Here is a 15,575-nt window from a genome sequence, read left to right as displayed (position 1 = left end):
AAGAGATTGAACAATGATAAAAAGATATACCGGCTTATTTGCAACTGTATTAATCGGTCTTTCATTAAGCTTGGGCGGCATCCAGGATGCTGAGGCAAAACGCTTCGGAGGCGGCAGCTCATTTGGTGGAAAATCGGCTTTCAGCATGCCTTATAAACGTTCTGCAGCGCAGCCTGCAAAATCCCCTTCGCAACAGCAAGCCACTAACCAAAATCAAACAGCTAAACAACAATTGGCCAAACGCGGCGGATTAATGGGGATGCTGGGCGGTCTGGCTTTGGGTGGTTTACTGGGCGCAATGCTGTTTGGCGGTGCATTTGAAGGCATTAATTTTGTCGATATCCTGTTGTTTGCAGGTATCGCCTTTGTACTTTACAAGCTCTTTGCAGCCAAAGCGGGTTCGGCCAGAAAGCCTGCTTACAGTTACGAAAGATCCGGCTATGATGAGTCCGGTTCGGACAATGCAGCAATTAATGCTCAGCCTCAGACAACCAGCGGCTCTTCTGCATTTAATACCGATCTTTTATTCAAAAAAGACAAGCCTGCAGAAACAGCTAATCCGGTTATGAATTTTCAGCAGGATGCGGATTTTAACAGCCCGATTGTTCCCGCCGGATTTAATGAGGCGGATTTTCTTTCAGGCGCTAAAAATGCCTATAAAAGTTTGCAATTCGCTTGGGATCAAAGAGACTTGGCTGAAATTCGCAGCCTAACGACCGACAAAGTATTTGGCGAGATTCAAGATCAATTGAAAGCCAGCAGCGATGAAAATCATACGGAAATATTAAAATTGAATGCCGAGTTGCTTGAAGTCAGAGAAATCGGACAAGATTTGGAAGCTGTCGTGCTGTTCGATGCGATCATGCGTGAAGACAATGACAGTCAAGCTAATCAAGTCAGGGAGATCTGGCATTTCACCAAAACAAAGAACAGCATTCAGCCAAAATGGTATTTGGATGGTATTCAGCAGTTGGAAGACTGATTTAAAAACGAGCTAAATTGTAGTTATTCTCCTGGTTTATCGAGTGGCAGATAACTCATCTGTCACTTCGAAAACCGGCTCTATCCAGATAAAGTCATTCATGTTTGACCCACATCCTGGCATTCGAAACGATGTACACCACGCTAAAAATTCACAAAAACGCCAAAATTCTTCTGGTAGAAGACCACAAGCCTCTCGCACAGGCTGTTGGCGCTTATCTTGAGAGTGCCGGATTTATCATGGATTATGCCCATGATGGTCTGTGTGCTTTGCATTTGGCGACCACTCAGCGCTACGACGCCATTATCCTTGATATCTCTTTACCCGGAATTGACGGTTTGACCATATGCCTGCGTCTGCGCCAGGATGCGCATTTGTCAACGCCTATTCTTATGCTAACCGCCAGGGATCAATTGCAAGACAAACTGGCCGGTTTTCAGCACGGCGCAGATGATTATCTAATCAAACCCTTCGATATGCCCGAACTGGAAGCCCGCATTGTGGCTTTGATTCGGCGTGAACGGGGGGAGATGGATGAGGCCGTCTATAAGATCCATGATTTGAGTTTTGATACACGCACCATGCAGGTCATGCGAAACGGGCAGATGATTCATTTGTCACCGACCTGCTTGCGTATTTTACGGATATTAATGCGCGAGTCACCCAATCTTGTCACCCGTGAGCAATTGGAACAAGAGCTTTGGGGTGAGTTGACGCCGGACAGCGATACTTTACGCAGTCATTTATACAAGCTACGTAAAGCGATCGACAAGCCTTTCGATCTGCCTTTATTGGAAACTCAGCAAGGCTTGGGTTTCAGATTGATTGTGCCTGAATCGATTTGAGCCGAAAAGCGTAGGAAAGAGCACGAAATGACTTGAGTACCTGTGGGGCGAATTCATTTCGCCCACACACTACCTAAAGATCATCAAGCAACCGCATCACCTCAGAAAATGAAAGATAAGGATATCGCTACAAATAACTTCCCCCCTTTGAAAAAGGGGGATCGCGAGGGATTTATTAAAAACTCTCACCCTGCCTCTCGTTTTCAAAGAGGGGGATAATCGAACCGTTCGACATAATCAGAATTCCGGAAAGTTATTTATGACGGAATCCTAAGCAGCATCTGCGGAACAGCATGAAGCGCATCCTACGCTATTGATGCGCTTCGTGCCTCAGCACATCCTACGCATTTAACCGCCCTGGCTATTCTATTGCTCTTTGGGCGCTACAATTTCGCAGCCTTGCCCATGAAAAATCAGTGATTTAATAAAAGGCGTAATGGCAATAGTTAAGGACGTGCTGTTCGTGAACGCCTTAACATCAGCGGCCACGGCCTGATCAAAATGCTTGATCCATTCTTCGGTAATTTTAAGTTGGGCTTCCATTTCACTGAGTGCAAAGGGATCAAAATCGAACTCGGTTTTATCGACAGCCTGCTTCATGGCTTTTAAGGCCATCGACTCAATCTGTTTTGCAAAACCATTGAAAACTTCCGCGCCCTCTGCCTTTTTGATCCTGTCAATATCGCCCATTGCTGCATAGGTAAGAAAAACCCCTTGAACACCTTGCCTATCATTCTTGCAAACGCCTCCATCCATCATATTGATTAGCCGCAATTCTTTTCCTTCAACAAGCACGCTGAGAGGAGGCATCTCCTCGGATTGAGGAATGCTTTGCGCTTTTTCCTCCGGCACCGGGGCGGCAATCTTTGCCTCTTCAGTCGGTAGCGGTTTAACCGCTTCAGTTGTACAGGCCGATATGAGTAAAAGCATGGTTAATAGCGTAAAAAGTTTGAGTAATGTCATGAGCGTATTTTTTTAAGAAAGGTGGTTATAAACAGATTATCAGTATTCCATGTATTTTCTTAAAGCCCAAGTAAACCCGATTAAGCATTTTATAAGTTTAATTTTGTAAGATTTTGCCTACACACATGCTTGACAATTTGTACATAGATTTGAAATCAAAGTTTTAAGTCAAAATGGGAAAAAAATTAATACAGTTGATATTGAGTTTTACTCATTATCTTCCTGGGCAGGCTCAAAAGTGTGCGTTGATTCAATTAATGGACTCTAAACTTATCAAATGAAACCTACTTCTGATTTTTTGCATACCTCATCACATCAAACTCAACCGATTTTATTAAACTCTTTCACCAGCGGATCAAAAAAAGATAGAAATCCGTTAACCAAGATCCGAATAATTAAAGATTCAAAATAGGGCAAAACCATCGAAAGGTGGTGACGCAAAGTTTCCAGTCTAACGGAGTTACTCCTATGATAGTGGGATTGCTAAAATGGCGAAAAGACAATGATTTAGCCATTTTAATTCACATTCATGGAACTCCTTCGGGCATTAAATAAAGGAGAAGAGTCATGTACTCATCTAAAAGCCGAAGCAGTGACAAAAACCAAACCAAACACACAAACGTAATAAAACCAACGCTAACAGCAGTCCTCATGTTGGGTGTCTATGGCGCCTCAGGACTTGCGGTCGTCAATGCCGCACCTGCACAGCTCTGGAAATCCGGGCAAATTTTAGTCAAACCTAAAGCCGGTTTATCAGAAGTTGAGTTTGATAGCATTCTGAAAAAAAACAAAGGTCAATCAAAAGGCGCTATCGGCCGTTTGGGGGTGCATATTATTAATGTGCCGGCTCAAGCCGAAGCAGCGGTGGTTAAAGCATTGTCCAGAAATCCCCATGTTGAATTTGCCGAACTGGATATGGCGGTTGAGGCCAGCGCAATTCCTAATGATCCAAGGTACAGTGGCAGTTGGCATCTACCAAAAATTCAAGCCCCCACCGCATGGGATAAAACTAAGGCAGACGGTATTATCATTGCTGTCCTGGATACAGGAATTGATGGCGCGCATCCTGATTTTTCAGGAAAATTATTGCCAGGTTGGAATGCTGTTGATGGAAGTAATGACACGTCCGATATTAATGGTCATGGTACGGCTGTTGCCGGGACCGCCGCAGCGGCAAGCAACAATGCGCTAGGTGTGGCTTCAGTAGCTTGGAATGCGCAGATTTTACCGGTTCGTATTTCCAACAGTACCGACAGTTATGCCTATTGGAGCGATATAGCCAAAGGCTTAAATTGGGCTGCCAATCAAGGAGCAGATGTTGCCAATATCAGCTACATGGTCACTAATAGCTCAACGGTAACTACAGCGGCTCAATATATGCGCAGTAAGGGCGGATTGGTTGTGGTTGCAGCTGGAAATGATGGTGCGGACCCTGGGTTTGCCAATAATACACAAATGATCACCGTTTCGGCAACGACAAGTACGGATGAAAAAGCATCTTGGTCTAATTTCGGCGCATTAATCGATGTTGCCGCCCCAGGTGCTTCAATTCAAACCACTACGCGGGGTGGCGGGTATGCAAATTGGAATGGCACTTCTTTTGCCGCTCCTGTAACTGCAGGCGTTGTGGCATTAATCATGGGAGCTAACCCATCACTGACTGTAGATGAAGTTGAAAATGTATTAAAAGCGTCATCTGACAAAATTGCGGGTGATATACATCCTTACTATGGGCACGGCCGGGTTAATGCGGCGACAGCTGTTTCGATGGCTACCAGTATCGTCAAGTTGGAAACAGATACACAAGCACCCAGTGTTACTATTTTCTCCCCTACTGGAGGAAGTACTGTGAGTGGTTTGGTTCAAGCTGAAGTTAATGCGACTGATAACGTCGGTGTATCGGAAGTTTCTTTATACGCTAACGGGCTATTGGTGGGTACTGATGGCACTTCGCCTTATCAATTTTCCTGGGATTCAAAGCAAGTGGCTGATGGCAATGTAACGCTAACCGCAGTGGCTGTTGATGCTATCGGCAATCAAGGTAGTTCAGCTAAAGTAGTGGTTGCTGTTAAAAACAATGTGGTTGTTGACCAGCAAGCTCCTACAGTAACCATCTCTAATCCTGCGAACGGTAGCAAGATAGCTAAGTCAGTGGCCATTAGTGTTTCAGCAAAAGATGATGTCAGTGTTGCGAACGTTAAGCTTTACATTGATGGTAAGTTAGTCAGCTCAGTCAATGGCAGTTCGCTGTCCTATAGCTGGAATACTAATAAGGTTAAGGCTGGCGCACATACCATAGAAGCACTCGCAACGGACACATCCAATAAAACCGCCAAGCAAACCATTACAGTTTATAAATAATAAAAATTTCAAGCAAAAAAAACGCCGGCATTAGCCGGCGTTTTTTTTGTCTAACATATTTAGATTATGCTTTTTTTCTTTTGCGCAGGTGAGTCAGGCCAAATCCCAATAAGCCAGTGCCCAATAAAGCTATCATGCCTGGTTCTGGAACTGAACCGCCGCCACCGCCACCGCCGTTCTGACCTCTGCGATAATAAACGCTGATATGGGATATATCTCTTGGACCAGTCCCAGGAAAATTAAATGGAGGTTCTTCAAAAGGTGATGTATAGACACCTCCAATTGGTTTTAAGGTATCAATTAGATACCCTACCAAATTTGTATCTCCACCGTCTTTAAAAATCAGCATTACATCGCTTAATATTGCATCAAAAGCTTTTGTAAAAGTACCGCTTTGTGAGCCGCCAGTAAAATTGAATAATGATGACCCATCAGTTCCAGATGTAGAATTAATGATTTCATACTTGCCATCGAACAACCAATCGGTTATTCCAAAAAAGCCAGCAGTATTGACCAAAGCCAAGCTGTCATTTTTATTTCCGTTGTAAGGAGATAAAACAGTACAGCCTTTATTTGGTGTTACATTGTCTGATATGTCGAAACCCGTGCCTGTGCAAGGTTCAAAAGCAGCACTAGCAGAGTTGGAAAATACCAGTCCTAATATGAGGGTAGATGCAAAAAGTACCCCCGTTAATTTTTTTGTAATCATGACTTGAACTCCATGGAGAGAATGAAAAATGTTTTTCCGAAAGTAAATCTAAATTCCTAGTATCAGACTTTATTAATAATGAGCACTGAATGTGCCATTTATGATAATTTGTTTTAATTCAAAGAGATATTTGTGTATTTTCAATGTAATTAATTTTTCAAGAAGTGTGTTGTAAAAATAATTGACATGATTCAATGGCGAATTTATCGATTTTTGTGTGGCAAAAGTAACAGACTGATTGAAAAGCCTTTATTTATCCGACATTTGCGATTCATCAATGGGGATCTTGTGAAATGGTTCGCATTTTTAAAAAAATTGACATCAAAATACACACAATTTTAAATTTTAGTCTATGGGTACTGTGCGTAATTCACCGGAAGAACGTTAAGATAAATAATTCTATTATTTAAACAATGAGTTAAAGTCTTTTGTTCAGAAATGGCAATAAATAAAAACAACAGCAGTGTGTAAAAATTTTCGACACTGATATTGGCTTCGCGTTGCAAGTGAATGGGAAGCGCCGTCTGTAATATAGAAATCCGCCATTGCGCCTATTGACTGAGCTCTCGCCAAGAGATGGCGTCGATTTAACCACGATCGATGGGTTTCACTTTGTTCTGCACGTCCCGCAAACCTTGGAGTCCGATATTGGGTTGCTTTGATGTATGCAGCTCATCTAGACCCTTCCTTTTTACGTGAGACCTGATTATGAGATTGTTTGTCGATGAGCATATTTATTATCCGCTTGGCAAGAATGTTAAAGCCGTTGCGCATTCATCCAGTTAAAACTATTCAGTTGACCCTTGGCGCCATTGAAATTACCATGACCAAAAAGAAACTGGGGCATGCGTATGGGTCAGGAAATTTCGGTTTCACATTATGACTTGGGCGACTTCGACCTTTTTTATCAAAAGCTGCATGAAGAAACGGTGCTGCTCGGCCAGTTAATCGAACAACAGGGGTTTTCGACCCGGCATCCGGTCGCCGGTTTTGAAATTGAGGCCTGGCTGGTTGATGAAGACATGCGGCCTGCGCCGATCAATGATCATTTCCTGGCCGGATTGAATGATCCTCTGGCCTGCGCCGAATTGGCAAAATTCAATATAGAGCTCAACAGCATGCCGACGCCATTGGCAGGTAATGTCTGCAGCCGTCTTAAAAATCAGTTGCAATCGACCTGGAATAAAGCGGTCCGGCATGTTGAAAGTTTGAGCAGCCGAATCATCATGATCGGCACTTTGCCCACACTGGCGCAAGCCGACCTCCATTTGGGTAACATGTCCGATCTTAACCGTTACCATGCGCTTAATGAGCAAATCCAGTTGACTCGCGGACAACCGGTGCATCTGGATATTGCCGGAATTCAGCATCTTAAGCTGGATCATCATGATGTCATGCTGGAAGCGGCGACGACTTCTTTTCAGATTCACACGCAAGTGCCTTTGGCCATTGCGCATCATTTTTACAATGCCTCGATGATTGTCTCTGCTCCCATGGTGGCAGTTTGTGCAAATGCTCCGTTTTTGTTTGGTAAAAACCTCTGGCATGAATCCAGAATTCCAGTTTTTGAACAAGCCATACAAGCCGGAGGTTATGCCGCTGCCGCACAAGGTCCTGTGAGGCGGGTTGGCTTCGGTACCGGCTTTGCAAGAAAATCCATTCTGGAATGTTTTCAGGAAAATCTGGACCATTATCCGGTGCTGTTGCCTGAAGATTTAGGTGGCGCAACGGAGAGTTTTCAGCATTTAAAACTGCACAACGGGACCATCTGGCGATGGAATCGGCCGCTGATCGGTTTCGACGAAGACGGAACGCCGCATGTGCGTATCGAGCACCGCACGCCCGCAGCAGGCCCCACCGTTGTCGACGCGATTGCCAATGCGGCATTTTTTTTCGGATTAGCCAAAAGTTTATGCGATGAGCTGGTTGAGAAGGGGTTGCCCATGAGCTTTAGTCAGGCCAAGGATAATTTTTATCAGGCCGCACGTTTTGGTCTGGATAGCAAGATAGTCTGGTTTGACGGCAACGAACATCCCATCAGGCAATTGTTAAAAACGGAATTGCTGCCCAGGGCGATACTCGGGTTAAAGTCTTTTGGAATTTCCCGGTGCGATATCGAAGATTTTTTGGCTATTATTCAGCAGCGCATCGCTAATCGTCAGACCGGCTCGCAGTGGCAGCGTGATTTCATCAAAAATAATCCGGACGAATTCACTGCCATGACCCGGCGCTATCTTGAAAACCAAAACAAGGGTAATCCCGTAAGCGAATGGATGTTAACTTGAATAATGTGGAATTGAAGCAATATGACTTTCTGCCTGAAGGCATTTTGGACGCTACACCGCAATCATTAATCAACTACTTGCCGCAACCGGCGCTGATTCATTTAACCGGAAAACAGGCTGCGCCTTTATTTGTTTCAGTGATGCTGCATGGCAATGAGCCAACCGGCTTGCTGGCCGTGCAGGCCTTATTAAAAAAATACGAGAACCGCAGTTTGCCGCGTTCGATGTCGATTTTTTTCGGTAATGCTCAGGCCGCAGCCGCAGGACTAAGAAGGCTTAACGGACAACCGGATTACAATCGAATCTGGCCCGGAACGGAATTGCCCGATTCCCCGGAAACCCGAATGGCGCAGGACATAGTCGATGTGATGCGGGCCAGAAAGGTATTCGCCAGTATTGATATTCACAACAATACCGGGCTAAATCCCCATTACGCCTGTATCAATAAATTGGATCACCGCTTCTTGCAGTTGGCGTCTCTTTTCGGGCGTCTGGTTGTTTATTTTACCCGGCCAAAAGGCGTGCAATCGGCTGCGTTTGCCGAGTTGTGTCCGTCAGTCACGCTGGAATGTGGCAAACCGGGGCAGTTGCATGGCGTCGAGCATGCGTTCGAATTTTTGAACAGTTGTCTTAATTTATCCGGGCTACCCGAGCACCCTGTTCATGAACAGGATATCGATGTTTATCATACGGTAGCTCAGGTCAAGGTGGCCGATTCCGTTAAATTCAGCTTCCAGGAACCTGAATCAGATCTGCTGCTGGACAAGGATATTGAGCGAATGAATTTTAATGAAATTTCAGCCGGTACTGTTTTGGGTAAAGTCAGCGACTCAGTATCAATGCCGCTGATTGCTTTGGACGATCGGGGGCACGATATCAGCACTCGATTTTTCGAAATTCAGGGCGGTGAATTGTCGCTTATTCGTAAAACAATGCCGTCGATGCTGACATTGGATGAGCGCGTGATCAGGCAGGATTGTTTGTGCTATCTGATGGAAAGACTGCAACACTTTTCATGATAGAGGATGCGCATGGTTAACATGGCCCAATAAATCCAACCCGTACAGTGTCGTTATTTGAAAAGGCTACTATAGTTGGTGTCGCCCCGGCACGGAATGCCGGGGTCCAGAAGCCATGGATGGCGTTGGACTTTCGCATACTTGTGACCTGGATTCGCTAACGCGGTCTAACGGCTTCGGCAACCCAACACAAGGGCGTGGTTCTTGTTGAGGTTAACGACAGGAACCCCAAATCAGTTGAGACGTTGGTAACTGTGCGGCTGTTATGCTGTCCGCAACTCTTCATGCAAGATCTTCCGCAAAACCTCAGCTGTAAGGGGGGCGGATTCTGGGGACAGGCTGGTGCGGAGGGTTTCGTTAATCAGAGTTTGATAGCCTTTGCCGGTTTGCGTAGCGCGCTCGCGGAAGGCAGCGAGAATATCATCATCCAGAAAAATAGTGATGCGGGTTTTGCTTGGTGATTCAACTACTGCGCCGCGTGTGCCATTGGAAAAATCGTACTCGTCTTTCATGGTTTAGACCTCGTAAGTGCGCCGCTCGTGAGGTTCAGCGGAACGCGCAGAAATAACCCGGATTTCATCCTCACCCCGGTAATGATAGGTCACTACCAGCAGACGGCCGAGGCCGTCCATGCCCAGTGTCACAAAGCGTTCTTCGTCATGGTCGCGGTCTTCAACGGTTATGGCCCGGTCATCGTAAAAAATACCTTCAATATCAGCCAAATTAATCTGATGTTTTTGGATATTTATTAGGTTTTTGATAGGGTCGTTGGTAATGATCATCAGTTTTATTGTACATATAATGTATGTATTTTCAATCATTTTTGTGTCACCGCGACCATTGGGCTTGAAGCCCGCGAAGATTAAGCTGCTCTTTCCGAGATGAGTGGTTCTGTTATTAAACTATAAGTACAGGGAATTCCGATGAATAAACCGGCCATTCTAACTGTTGTTCAGCATCCTGATCTTAAACAGATCATCCATACCCACCTGCAAAATCAGCTTGCACAGGTTATTGAAGCCGCCTGTTACCGCGATGTTTTACAGCATTACGACATACTCAAATTTCAGCTATTGATTTTGGAATCCCCTTGGGCCGATGGCGCGGACACGCTCAAGCTTGCTGAGCATGCTCGCAGTCGTGACCGGCGATTCCCCATCATCCTTGTAACTTCTTCCGGCTCAAAAAAGCTGGCAATTTCCGCATTAAGATTAGGTCTTAAGGATTATTTCGAATTTCCCTTCCCAACCTGCGAACTGGTTCAGGCGGTAACACGTTGCCTGGAGATTCGCCGGAGGTTGTCTTGCAGTGCGGAAGCGGCTTGTCTTTCGGGCATGCAGCCGTTGATCGGTTCCAGCCGGGCTATGGCGAATCTTAAAGCGTATTTACCAAAAGCCGCGGGCGTAGACAGCCATGTGCTGATCACCGGCGATACCGGAACCGGAAAGGAATTGACCGCGCAATTCATACACCGTCAAAGCAAGCGGGCAAATCAACCCTTCGTTGCCATCAATTGTGCCGCAATGCCGGACAGCTTGCTGGAAAGTGAACTGTTCGGTTATGAAAAAGGCGCGTTTACCGGTGCGCAATCAGATCACATGGGAAAATTGAAAATGGCGCACGGAGGGACTGTTTTTTTTGACGAGATTGGCGACATGAGTTGCCTGGCTCAGGCCAAAATTTTGCGCTTACTGGAAACCAGGGAAATATATCCGTTGGGAGGAAAAAAGAGCGTGCCGCTTGATATCAGGATTATTGCCGCGACTAACCGGAATCTGGAAAAAATGGTGTTGACTAAAGAATTCCGGGATGATCTTTACTTCCGTCTAAATGTGGCACGGGTTCGTTTGCCGTCGCTTAGAGAGCGCAAGGAGGACATTCCTGATCTGCTTAATTATTATCTTAAATACTTCAATAAGCAGTTCGGCCAAAATCTTCTCGGCTTCAGCGTTGAGGCTCTGGCGGCATTTCTTCATTATCAATGGCCGGGTAATGTGCGCGAGTTGAAAAATGTACTGGAATCCATTTTCATCAACTGCCCGGTTGAGCGGATTACGCTCAGCGACCTGCCTGAGCCTATCGGTGAAGCCATGGTGCTGGAGGACTTTACTGAAAAAAACGAGCGAGAACGGGTGCTCGAAACGTTAAGCGCTGTCAAATGGAACAAGAGCAGGGCTGCCGAGCAGTTAAACTGGTCCAGAATGACGCTGTACCGGAAAATGGAGAAATACCAGATCAGCGATAATTAACCTGGCTAAAGTCAGAACCGGCTTGTAACAGCCAAGGCTTAATTTGGTACAAAGTGTAACAGGGCTTGTTACGCTTTCCAGTGGGCCCACATTTCAGTAACGCGTATTTTGTAGGAGCGGGCTATGCCCGCGATTGAACCATCTCAGGTCGCGAGCATGGCCCGCTCCTACGATGCCGTCAATCGATTCATTGCAGATTTTTCACCCCCAGTGTGTAACAGCGTGTTGTTACAGGTCCGGCTGTTCCTTTTCTTAGCTTGTTATTTATCCCTATTTTTCAGTAGCTTAAGACTGCCTGCGCCGGGTCTTAAATGGCACTGCTTTTGCTGTGTATTGATACACTTAATGCTGATTCGCTAACGGTAATTTCGTTAATAAATAATCAAAAAGGAGTATCAAGATGGAACTGAAGCAAGTTGAATCGTCAACTATTGCGGCAAAGCCCGCATGCGTTCATCGAGATTTTGAGAAGCAGTAAATGATTTCTCATGCGCTGACCATTGTGCTGAATGAGTTGAACCGGCATTTGACCGATAACTATGGCGCCGATGCGATGAATGCTGGCCGCCTGGGTAATTTGGCCGAGGGATTTGGAAGCGGAGGCATCAATCCTCGCGATGTTCTGTATTTATCACTGGTCAATATCAAGGAAGAAAAAACGCTAAAGAATCTGCCGCATTACACACGCAACGACATTACGTTGCGGGCTTTATACGAAAACCCGCCCACCTTTCTTAATTTCCAGATTTTAGTCGTTGCCTCGCACAGCAATTACACCAATGCATTATTGATGCTGTCGCGGGCGATCCGCTTTTTTCAGGCTCAAAACGTGTTTACGCAGGATACTGTTGAGCCCGCTTCCATCACGGCCAATGCGCCCGGCAATGCGCTTGATCAACTGGAATCGTTCAAGCTTATTTTCGATTTGTATTCGCCGACGATGGAGGAAGTCAATCATCTTTGGGGAACCTTAGGCGGCAAGCAATATCCCTTTGTGATGTATATGCTGCGGATGCTGGATTTAAGATTTCGTGCAGTACAAAGCGAAAGCGGTCTTATTACTGAAATTGATCACGATTTTCGTCATAAAACCGGGACGGGCGATTCTCTATGAGCGAGCACATCACGCTTTCTTACCGGCGTCTTTTTGAAGTCAGAATCTTGCATCATTACTGGCTGGATCAAGGTGCGACCGCGTTTGATCTGATCTCGGTGCCTCGCAAAAAAGAGCAGCGGCTGCAGGATTACGATGTGCGCTCATTGCTTGAGATTATGCCGTCTCCGGCAACCGTAAAACTGTTAAAAGCCCATCGTGCTGTTTTTTGCAAAACGGCGTTAGGATTTATTACCGCAGTGCCCGAACAAGCGGTCATTTCCGGCAATACGATGTTCGAATTTATTGTCACGGTCCGAGATCAGGCCTTTTGCAATTACACGGCATTGACCTTGAAAGCGCAGCGGCTTATCGAAATTCAATCAGGCGATGAGCAAAAAGTCCGTCGCTATAAAGAAAATGTTCCTGTGTTATCGAATCTGACCGGCGTTTCGCGAGGAACAGGAAACAGCCGGGTTCTCTTTTTATCCAGAGAAATTCCTGCGGCATCGGCTAATGATTTAGCGGAGTACCTGATATTGTCCGGAAATACGCTGAAGCAATTGTCTGGCGATCAGCCCGGCGCAACAGCGCATACATTGACGACTCAAGCCAAAAAAAATCCGGTGTACGTTCATCAAGGCGACATACCGGCGCTGACACTGCCCGGTGATTCAGTTCAAACTCGGCGAGGCATCGGTTTGCAGGACGGAATTCCAGGCAACGTTTATGCGTTGATACACATTCACGCACAGCGGCCTGGCGACACCGCATTTAGCCTGATCGATAATCAGGGCCACGCCAAAACGAATCCGCCGGTTTTTGAAATTCGTTTTAAAAACCGCTCGACCATCCGGCAATACATCAACAAAAACTCGCGTTCGCTGGAGTTTGAAGAATCAGAACCTTTACCGTTAACTTTTTTCGGTAATTCCGGAAGCAAACGAAAAACGTCCGAAACTTTGGTAAAACCAGTTACCAGCAATTCAAAAGTCATCAAGCTGGTTTCGGAGATATTTGTCTAATCCTCAACACTAATCGGTAACTACTATGGCACAAGCGTATAAGACACCCGGCGTTTACATCGAGGAAATACCGAAATTCCCGCCTTCCATTGCTGCCGTAGAGACAGCTATTCCTGCTTTTATCGGCTATACCGAAAAGGCGGTAAGGGATGGCGAAACCTTAATCAACAAACCGATACGCATAGAATCCATTGCGGAATATGAACTGTATTACGGTGGCTCGCCATCCCAGAATGTCACTTTATTTTTAGACACCAACAATCAGTTCGTGCGGTCGGAAGCGTTTGCAAAACTGTATCTGTATGACAGTCTGAGGCTGTTCTACGCCAATGGAGGAGGCAAGTGCTACATCGTCTCGGTAGGACCGTTTCCGGTAAGCGTCTCTTCGGCAACGCTGGAGTCAGCGCTATTGCTGCTTGAACAAGAAGATGAACCGACATTGATATTGGCCCCGGATGTGGTTTCGGATACGAATGGCCCGTTTGAATTTCAGAAACAGGCGTTGGTTCAATGCAACAAACTTCAGGACCGGTTTGTGATTTGTGATTTGACCCAAAGCGTCACCAATACCGCGTTCAATGCATCAGTTACCACGTTCAGAAACAGCATCGGCATCAATTATCTCAAATACGGTGCGGCTTATGGACCCTGGATCAGAGCCAACCTGCCGCGAACGCTGTTACGCAGAAATATCACTTTATTGCGTGAGGGCGTCAATACGGCGATTCAACTGGCCAACCTGACCAACGATGTAGATACCCAGGCAATCATCGCGGATTTACTGATCGTGGAGGGTTTCGTCACTGAAGCCAAAGCGGTCAAAGACGCGTTGAGCGGAGACCCTGCCATAACGCTTGAAGATCACAGCAAGGAACTGACAGATAATTACAATGCCGCTACGCTGGTTGCCGACATTAAAGCGGCGATTAAAGTCGTAACCGACTACATGGTCGATATCATCAACGCGATCGATGAGCGGTATGATTTAGCGCCAACGGCTTCCGAACGGTTTAAGTTACGCACCGAAATCGAAAAATATATCGAGAGCGGCCAGATTAAATCAGCCTTTAGAGCGCTTGCTGATCACCATATTCACTTGGCCGCTTTAGCAGATCCGAATGCTATGCCGCTATTGACGGCCGGAGCCGATCTTGATGAAGTCGCCGGGTTTTTGGGATTTACTGATAGCGCGACTTTGTTAGGTGCCGCTTCTGCGAATGTTTCGGGCAGCTACAACGGATTGACCACCGTCAAACAACGCGCCGATGTCGCAATCAGTGTTGTGCTGTCCGGTGTCAGCGAAGCCATCGCATTTTTCCACTTTTTAGAAGCGACCCAGCTCAGTTATGAAAAAACCTTGAATGAAACCTTGCTGGCAGGATTCGGACTTTATAAAAATCTGGTATCCAAAGCGGCTGAGGCGCTTAATTTATTACCCCCTTCCGGAGCGATTGCGGGAGTTTATGCTGCCGTCGACAGGGATAGGGGGGTCTGGAAAGCGCCTGCCAATGTCAGTTTGAATGCTGTAACTGCTCCGGCAGTGACTGTCTCTCATGAGCAGCAAGGCGAGTTTAATGTCGATGTCAACGGCGGCAAATCGGTCAACATCATCCGGTCATTTACCGGAAAAGGAACGCTGGTTTGGGGAGCTAGAACGCTGGCCGGTAATGACAATGAATGGCGCTATGTCAGTGTGCGGCGTTTTTTCAATTTTGTTGAAGAATCGGTCAAAAAGGCGACCGAGCCTTTCGTCTTCGAGCCCAACGACGCCAATACCTGGGTGCGCGTTCAAGCGATGATCGAAAACTTTCTGACCGTTCTTTGGCGGCAGGGCGCCTTGCAGGGGATCAAGCCGGAACATGCATTTTATGTGGCCGTGGGTTTAGGTAAAACCATGACGCCGCTGGACATTTTGGAAGGCAGGATGATTATCGAAATCGGCATGGCGGCGGTGCGTCCGGCCGAATTCATCATCCTCAGGTTCTCGCACAAAATGCCTGAATCCTGATTTCAGCGGCTGACATTCATTACATAATACGAGGGA

At 46.2% G+C, this 15,575-nt stretch carries 13 protein-coding genes and 1 riboswitch; of the genes, 9 read left to right on the top strand and 4 right to left on the bottom strand.

All coding sequences use genetic code 11. The features are described 5' to 3' along the window. Positions 1 to 13 precede the first annotated feature (13 nt). On the top strand, positions 14 to 982 hold the full coding sequence (locus tag Q7V32_RS07415; RefSeq protein ID WP_304896341.1) for a Tim44 domain-containing protein: 969 nt from the start codon (positions 14 to 16) through the stop codon (positions 980 to 982). Between the two features lie 131 nt (positions 983 to 1,113). Further along, the gene (locus Q7V32_RS07410) at positions 1,114 to 1,827 is read left to right on the top strand and encodes a response regulator transcription factor (RefSeq protein ID WP_304896340.1); all 714 of its coding nucleotides are present in this window, start codon (positions 1,114 to 1,116) and stop codon (positions 1,825 to 1,827) included. A 366-nt stretch (positions 1,828 to 2,193) separates the two neighbouring features. Here the strand turns inward: Q7V32_RS07410 and Q7V32_RS07405 are convergent, their stop codons facing one another. After that, positions 2,194 to 2,790, bottom strand: coding sequence for a hypothetical protein (locus tag Q7V32_RS07405; protein WP_304896339.1), 597 nt, complete (start codon positions 2,788 to 2,790; stop codon positions 2,194 to 2,196). A gap of 402 nt (positions 2,791 to 3,192) precedes the next feature. Continuing rightward, positions 3,193 to 3,278, top strand: a riboswitch (cyclic di-GMP riboswitch). 79 nt (positions 3,279 to 3,357) lie between these two features. Between Q7V32_RS07405 and Q7V32_RS07400 the strand changes: the two genes are divergently transcribed. Then, positions 3,358 to 5,151 (top strand): S8 family serine peptidase, encoded by a 1,794-nt coding sequence (locus Q7V32_RS07400; protein ID WP_304896338.1) that lies wholly within the window; start codon positions 3,358 to 3,360, stop codon positions 5,149 to 5,151. 64 nt (positions 5,152 to 5,215) lie between these two features. Here Q7V32_RS07400 and Q7V32_RS07395 read toward each other — a convergent pair whose 3' ends face one another. Beyond that, a complete protein-coding gene (locus tag Q7V32_RS07395; protein WP_304896337.1) occupies positions 5,216 to 5,860 on the bottom strand; it encodes a PEP-CTERM sorting domain-containing protein in 645 nt (214 codons plus the stop codon). Between the two features lie 845 nt (positions 5,861 to 6,705). Here Q7V32_RS07395 and Q7V32_RS07390 point away from each other — a divergent pair. Both Q7V32_RS07390 and Q7V32_RS07385 read left to right on the top strand, forming a co-directional pair. Further along, complete coding sequence (locus Q7V32_RS07390) at positions 6,706 to 8,145, top strand: glutamate--cysteine ligase (RefSeq protein ID WP_370691432.1); 1,440 nt, start codon at positions 6,706 to 6,708, stop codon at positions 8,143 to 8,145. After that, positions 8,130 to 9,164 carry a M14 family metallopeptidase gene (locus Q7V32_RS07385; RefSeq protein WP_304896336.1) on the top strand — a complete coding sequence of 345 codons (1,035 nt, stop codon included), beginning with the start codon at positions 8,130 to 8,132 and terminating at the stop codon, positions 9,162 to 9,164. The genes Q7V32_RS07390 and Q7V32_RS07385 overlap by 16 nt, the downstream gene beginning before the upstream one ends. A 263-nt stretch (positions 9,165 to 9,427) precedes the next feature. Here the strand turns inward: Q7V32_RS07385 and Q7V32_RS07380 are convergent, their stop codons facing one another. Then, positions 9,428 to 9,676, bottom strand: a complete 249-nt coding sequence (locus tag Q7V32_RS07380) for a BrnA antitoxin family protein (protein ID WP_304896335.1) — start codon at positions 9,674 to 9,676, stop codon at positions 9,428 to 9,430. Positions 9,677 to 9,679: 3 nt separating this feature from the next. After that, positions 9,680 to 9,946, bottom strand: coding sequence for a BrnT family toxin (locus Q7V32_RS07375; RefSeq protein ID WP_304896334.1), 267 nt, complete (start codon positions 9,944 to 9,946; stop codon positions 9,680 to 9,682). 141 nt (positions 9,947 to 10,087) lie between these two features. Between Q7V32_RS07375 and Q7V32_RS07370 the strand changes: the two genes are divergently transcribed. From Q7V32_RS07370 to Q7V32_RS07355, 4 genes are all read left to right on the top strand, one after another. Continuing rightward, entirely contained in the window at positions 10,088 to 11,413 is a 1,326-nt protein-coding gene (locus Q7V32_RS07370; RefSeq protein ID WP_304896333.1) for a sigma 54-interacting transcriptional regulator, read from the top strand. Positions 11,414 to 11,891: 478 nt separating this feature from the next. Then, positions 11,892 to 12,527, top strand: coding sequence for a DUF4255 domain-containing protein (locus tag Q7V32_RS07365; RefSeq protein ID WP_304896332.1), 636 nt, complete (start codon positions 11,892 to 11,894; stop codon positions 12,525 to 12,527). Next, positions 12,524 to 13,531, top strand: a complete 1,008-nt coding sequence (locus Q7V32_RS07360; RefSeq protein WP_304896331.1) for a hypothetical protein — start codon at positions 12,524 to 12,526, stop codon at positions 13,529 to 13,531. The genes Q7V32_RS07365 and Q7V32_RS07360 overlap by 4 nt, the downstream gene beginning before the upstream one ends. A gap of 25 nt (positions 13,532 to 13,556) precedes the next feature. Further along, the gene (locus Q7V32_RS07355; protein WP_304896330.1) at positions 13,557 to 15,539 is read left to right on the top strand and encodes a phage tail sheath C-terminal domain-containing protein; all 1,983 of its coding nucleotides are present in this window, start codon (positions 13,557 to 13,559) and stop codon (positions 15,537 to 15,539) included. The last annotated feature ends 36 nt before the right edge of the window (positions 15,540 to 15,575 follow it).

It is taken from the genome of Methylicorpusculum sp. (assembly GCF_030651835.1).
GTDB lineage: Bacteria > Pseudomonadota > Gammaproteobacteria > Methylococcales > Methylomonadaceae > Methylicorpusculum.
This window is presented reverse-complemented; position numbering and strand designations above follow the sequence as displayed.

Excerpts from the sequence above, each read along its gene's own strand:
- Q7V32_RS07360 (WP_304896331.1), top strand. The coding sequence starts at position 12,524 with ATGAGCGAGCACATCACGCTTTCTTACCGGCGTCTTTTTGAAGTCAGA.
- Q7V32_RS07395 (WP_304896337.1), bottom strand. The coding sequence starts at position 5,860 with ATGATTACAAAAAAATTAACGGGGGTACTTTTTGCATCTACCCTCATA.
- Q7V32_RS07355 (WP_304896330.1), top strand. The coding sequence starts at position 13,557 with ATGGCACAAGCGTATAAGACACCCGGCGTTTACATCGAGGAAATACCG.
- Q7V32_RS07385 (WP_304896336.1), top strand. The coding sequence starts at position 8,130 with ATGGATGTTAACTTGAATAATGTGGAATTGAAGCAATATGACTTTCTG.
- Q7V32_RS07405 (WP_304896339.1), bottom strand. The coding sequence starts at position 2,790 with ATGACATTACTCAAACTTTTTACGCTATTAACCATGCTTTTACTCATA.
- Q7V32_RS07370 (WP_304896333.1), top strand. The coding sequence starts at position 10,088 with ATGAATAAACCGGCCATTCTAACTGTTGTTCAGCATCCTGATCTTAAA.
- Q7V32_RS07390 (WP_370691432.1), top strand. The coding sequence starts at position 6,706 with ATGCGTATGGGTCAGGAAATTTCGGTTTCACATTATGACTTGGGCGAC.
- Q7V32_RS07375 (WP_304896334.1), bottom strand. The coding sequence starts at position 9,946 with ATGATCATTACCAACGACCCTATCAAAAACCTAATAAATATCCAAAAA.
- Q7V32_RS07400 (WP_304896338.1), top strand. The coding sequence starts at position 3,358 with ATGTACTCATCTAAAAGCCGAAGCAGTGACAAAAACCAAACCAAACAC.
- Q7V32_RS07365 (WP_304896332.1), top strand. The coding sequence starts at position 11,892 with ATGATTTCTCATGCGCTGACCATTGTGCTGAATGAGTTGAACCGGCAT.
- Q7V32_RS07410 (WP_304896340.1), top strand. The coding sequence starts at position 1,114 with ATGTACACCACGCTAAAAATTCACAAAAACGCCAAAATTCTTCTGGTA.
- Q7V32_RS07415 (WP_304896341.1), top strand. The coding sequence starts at position 14 with ATGATAAAAAGATATACCGGCTTATTTGCAACTGTATTAATCGGTCTT.
- Q7V32_RS07380 (WP_304896335.1), bottom strand. The coding sequence starts at position 9,676 with ATGAAAGACGAGTACGATTTTTCCAATGGCACACGCGGCGCAGTAGTT.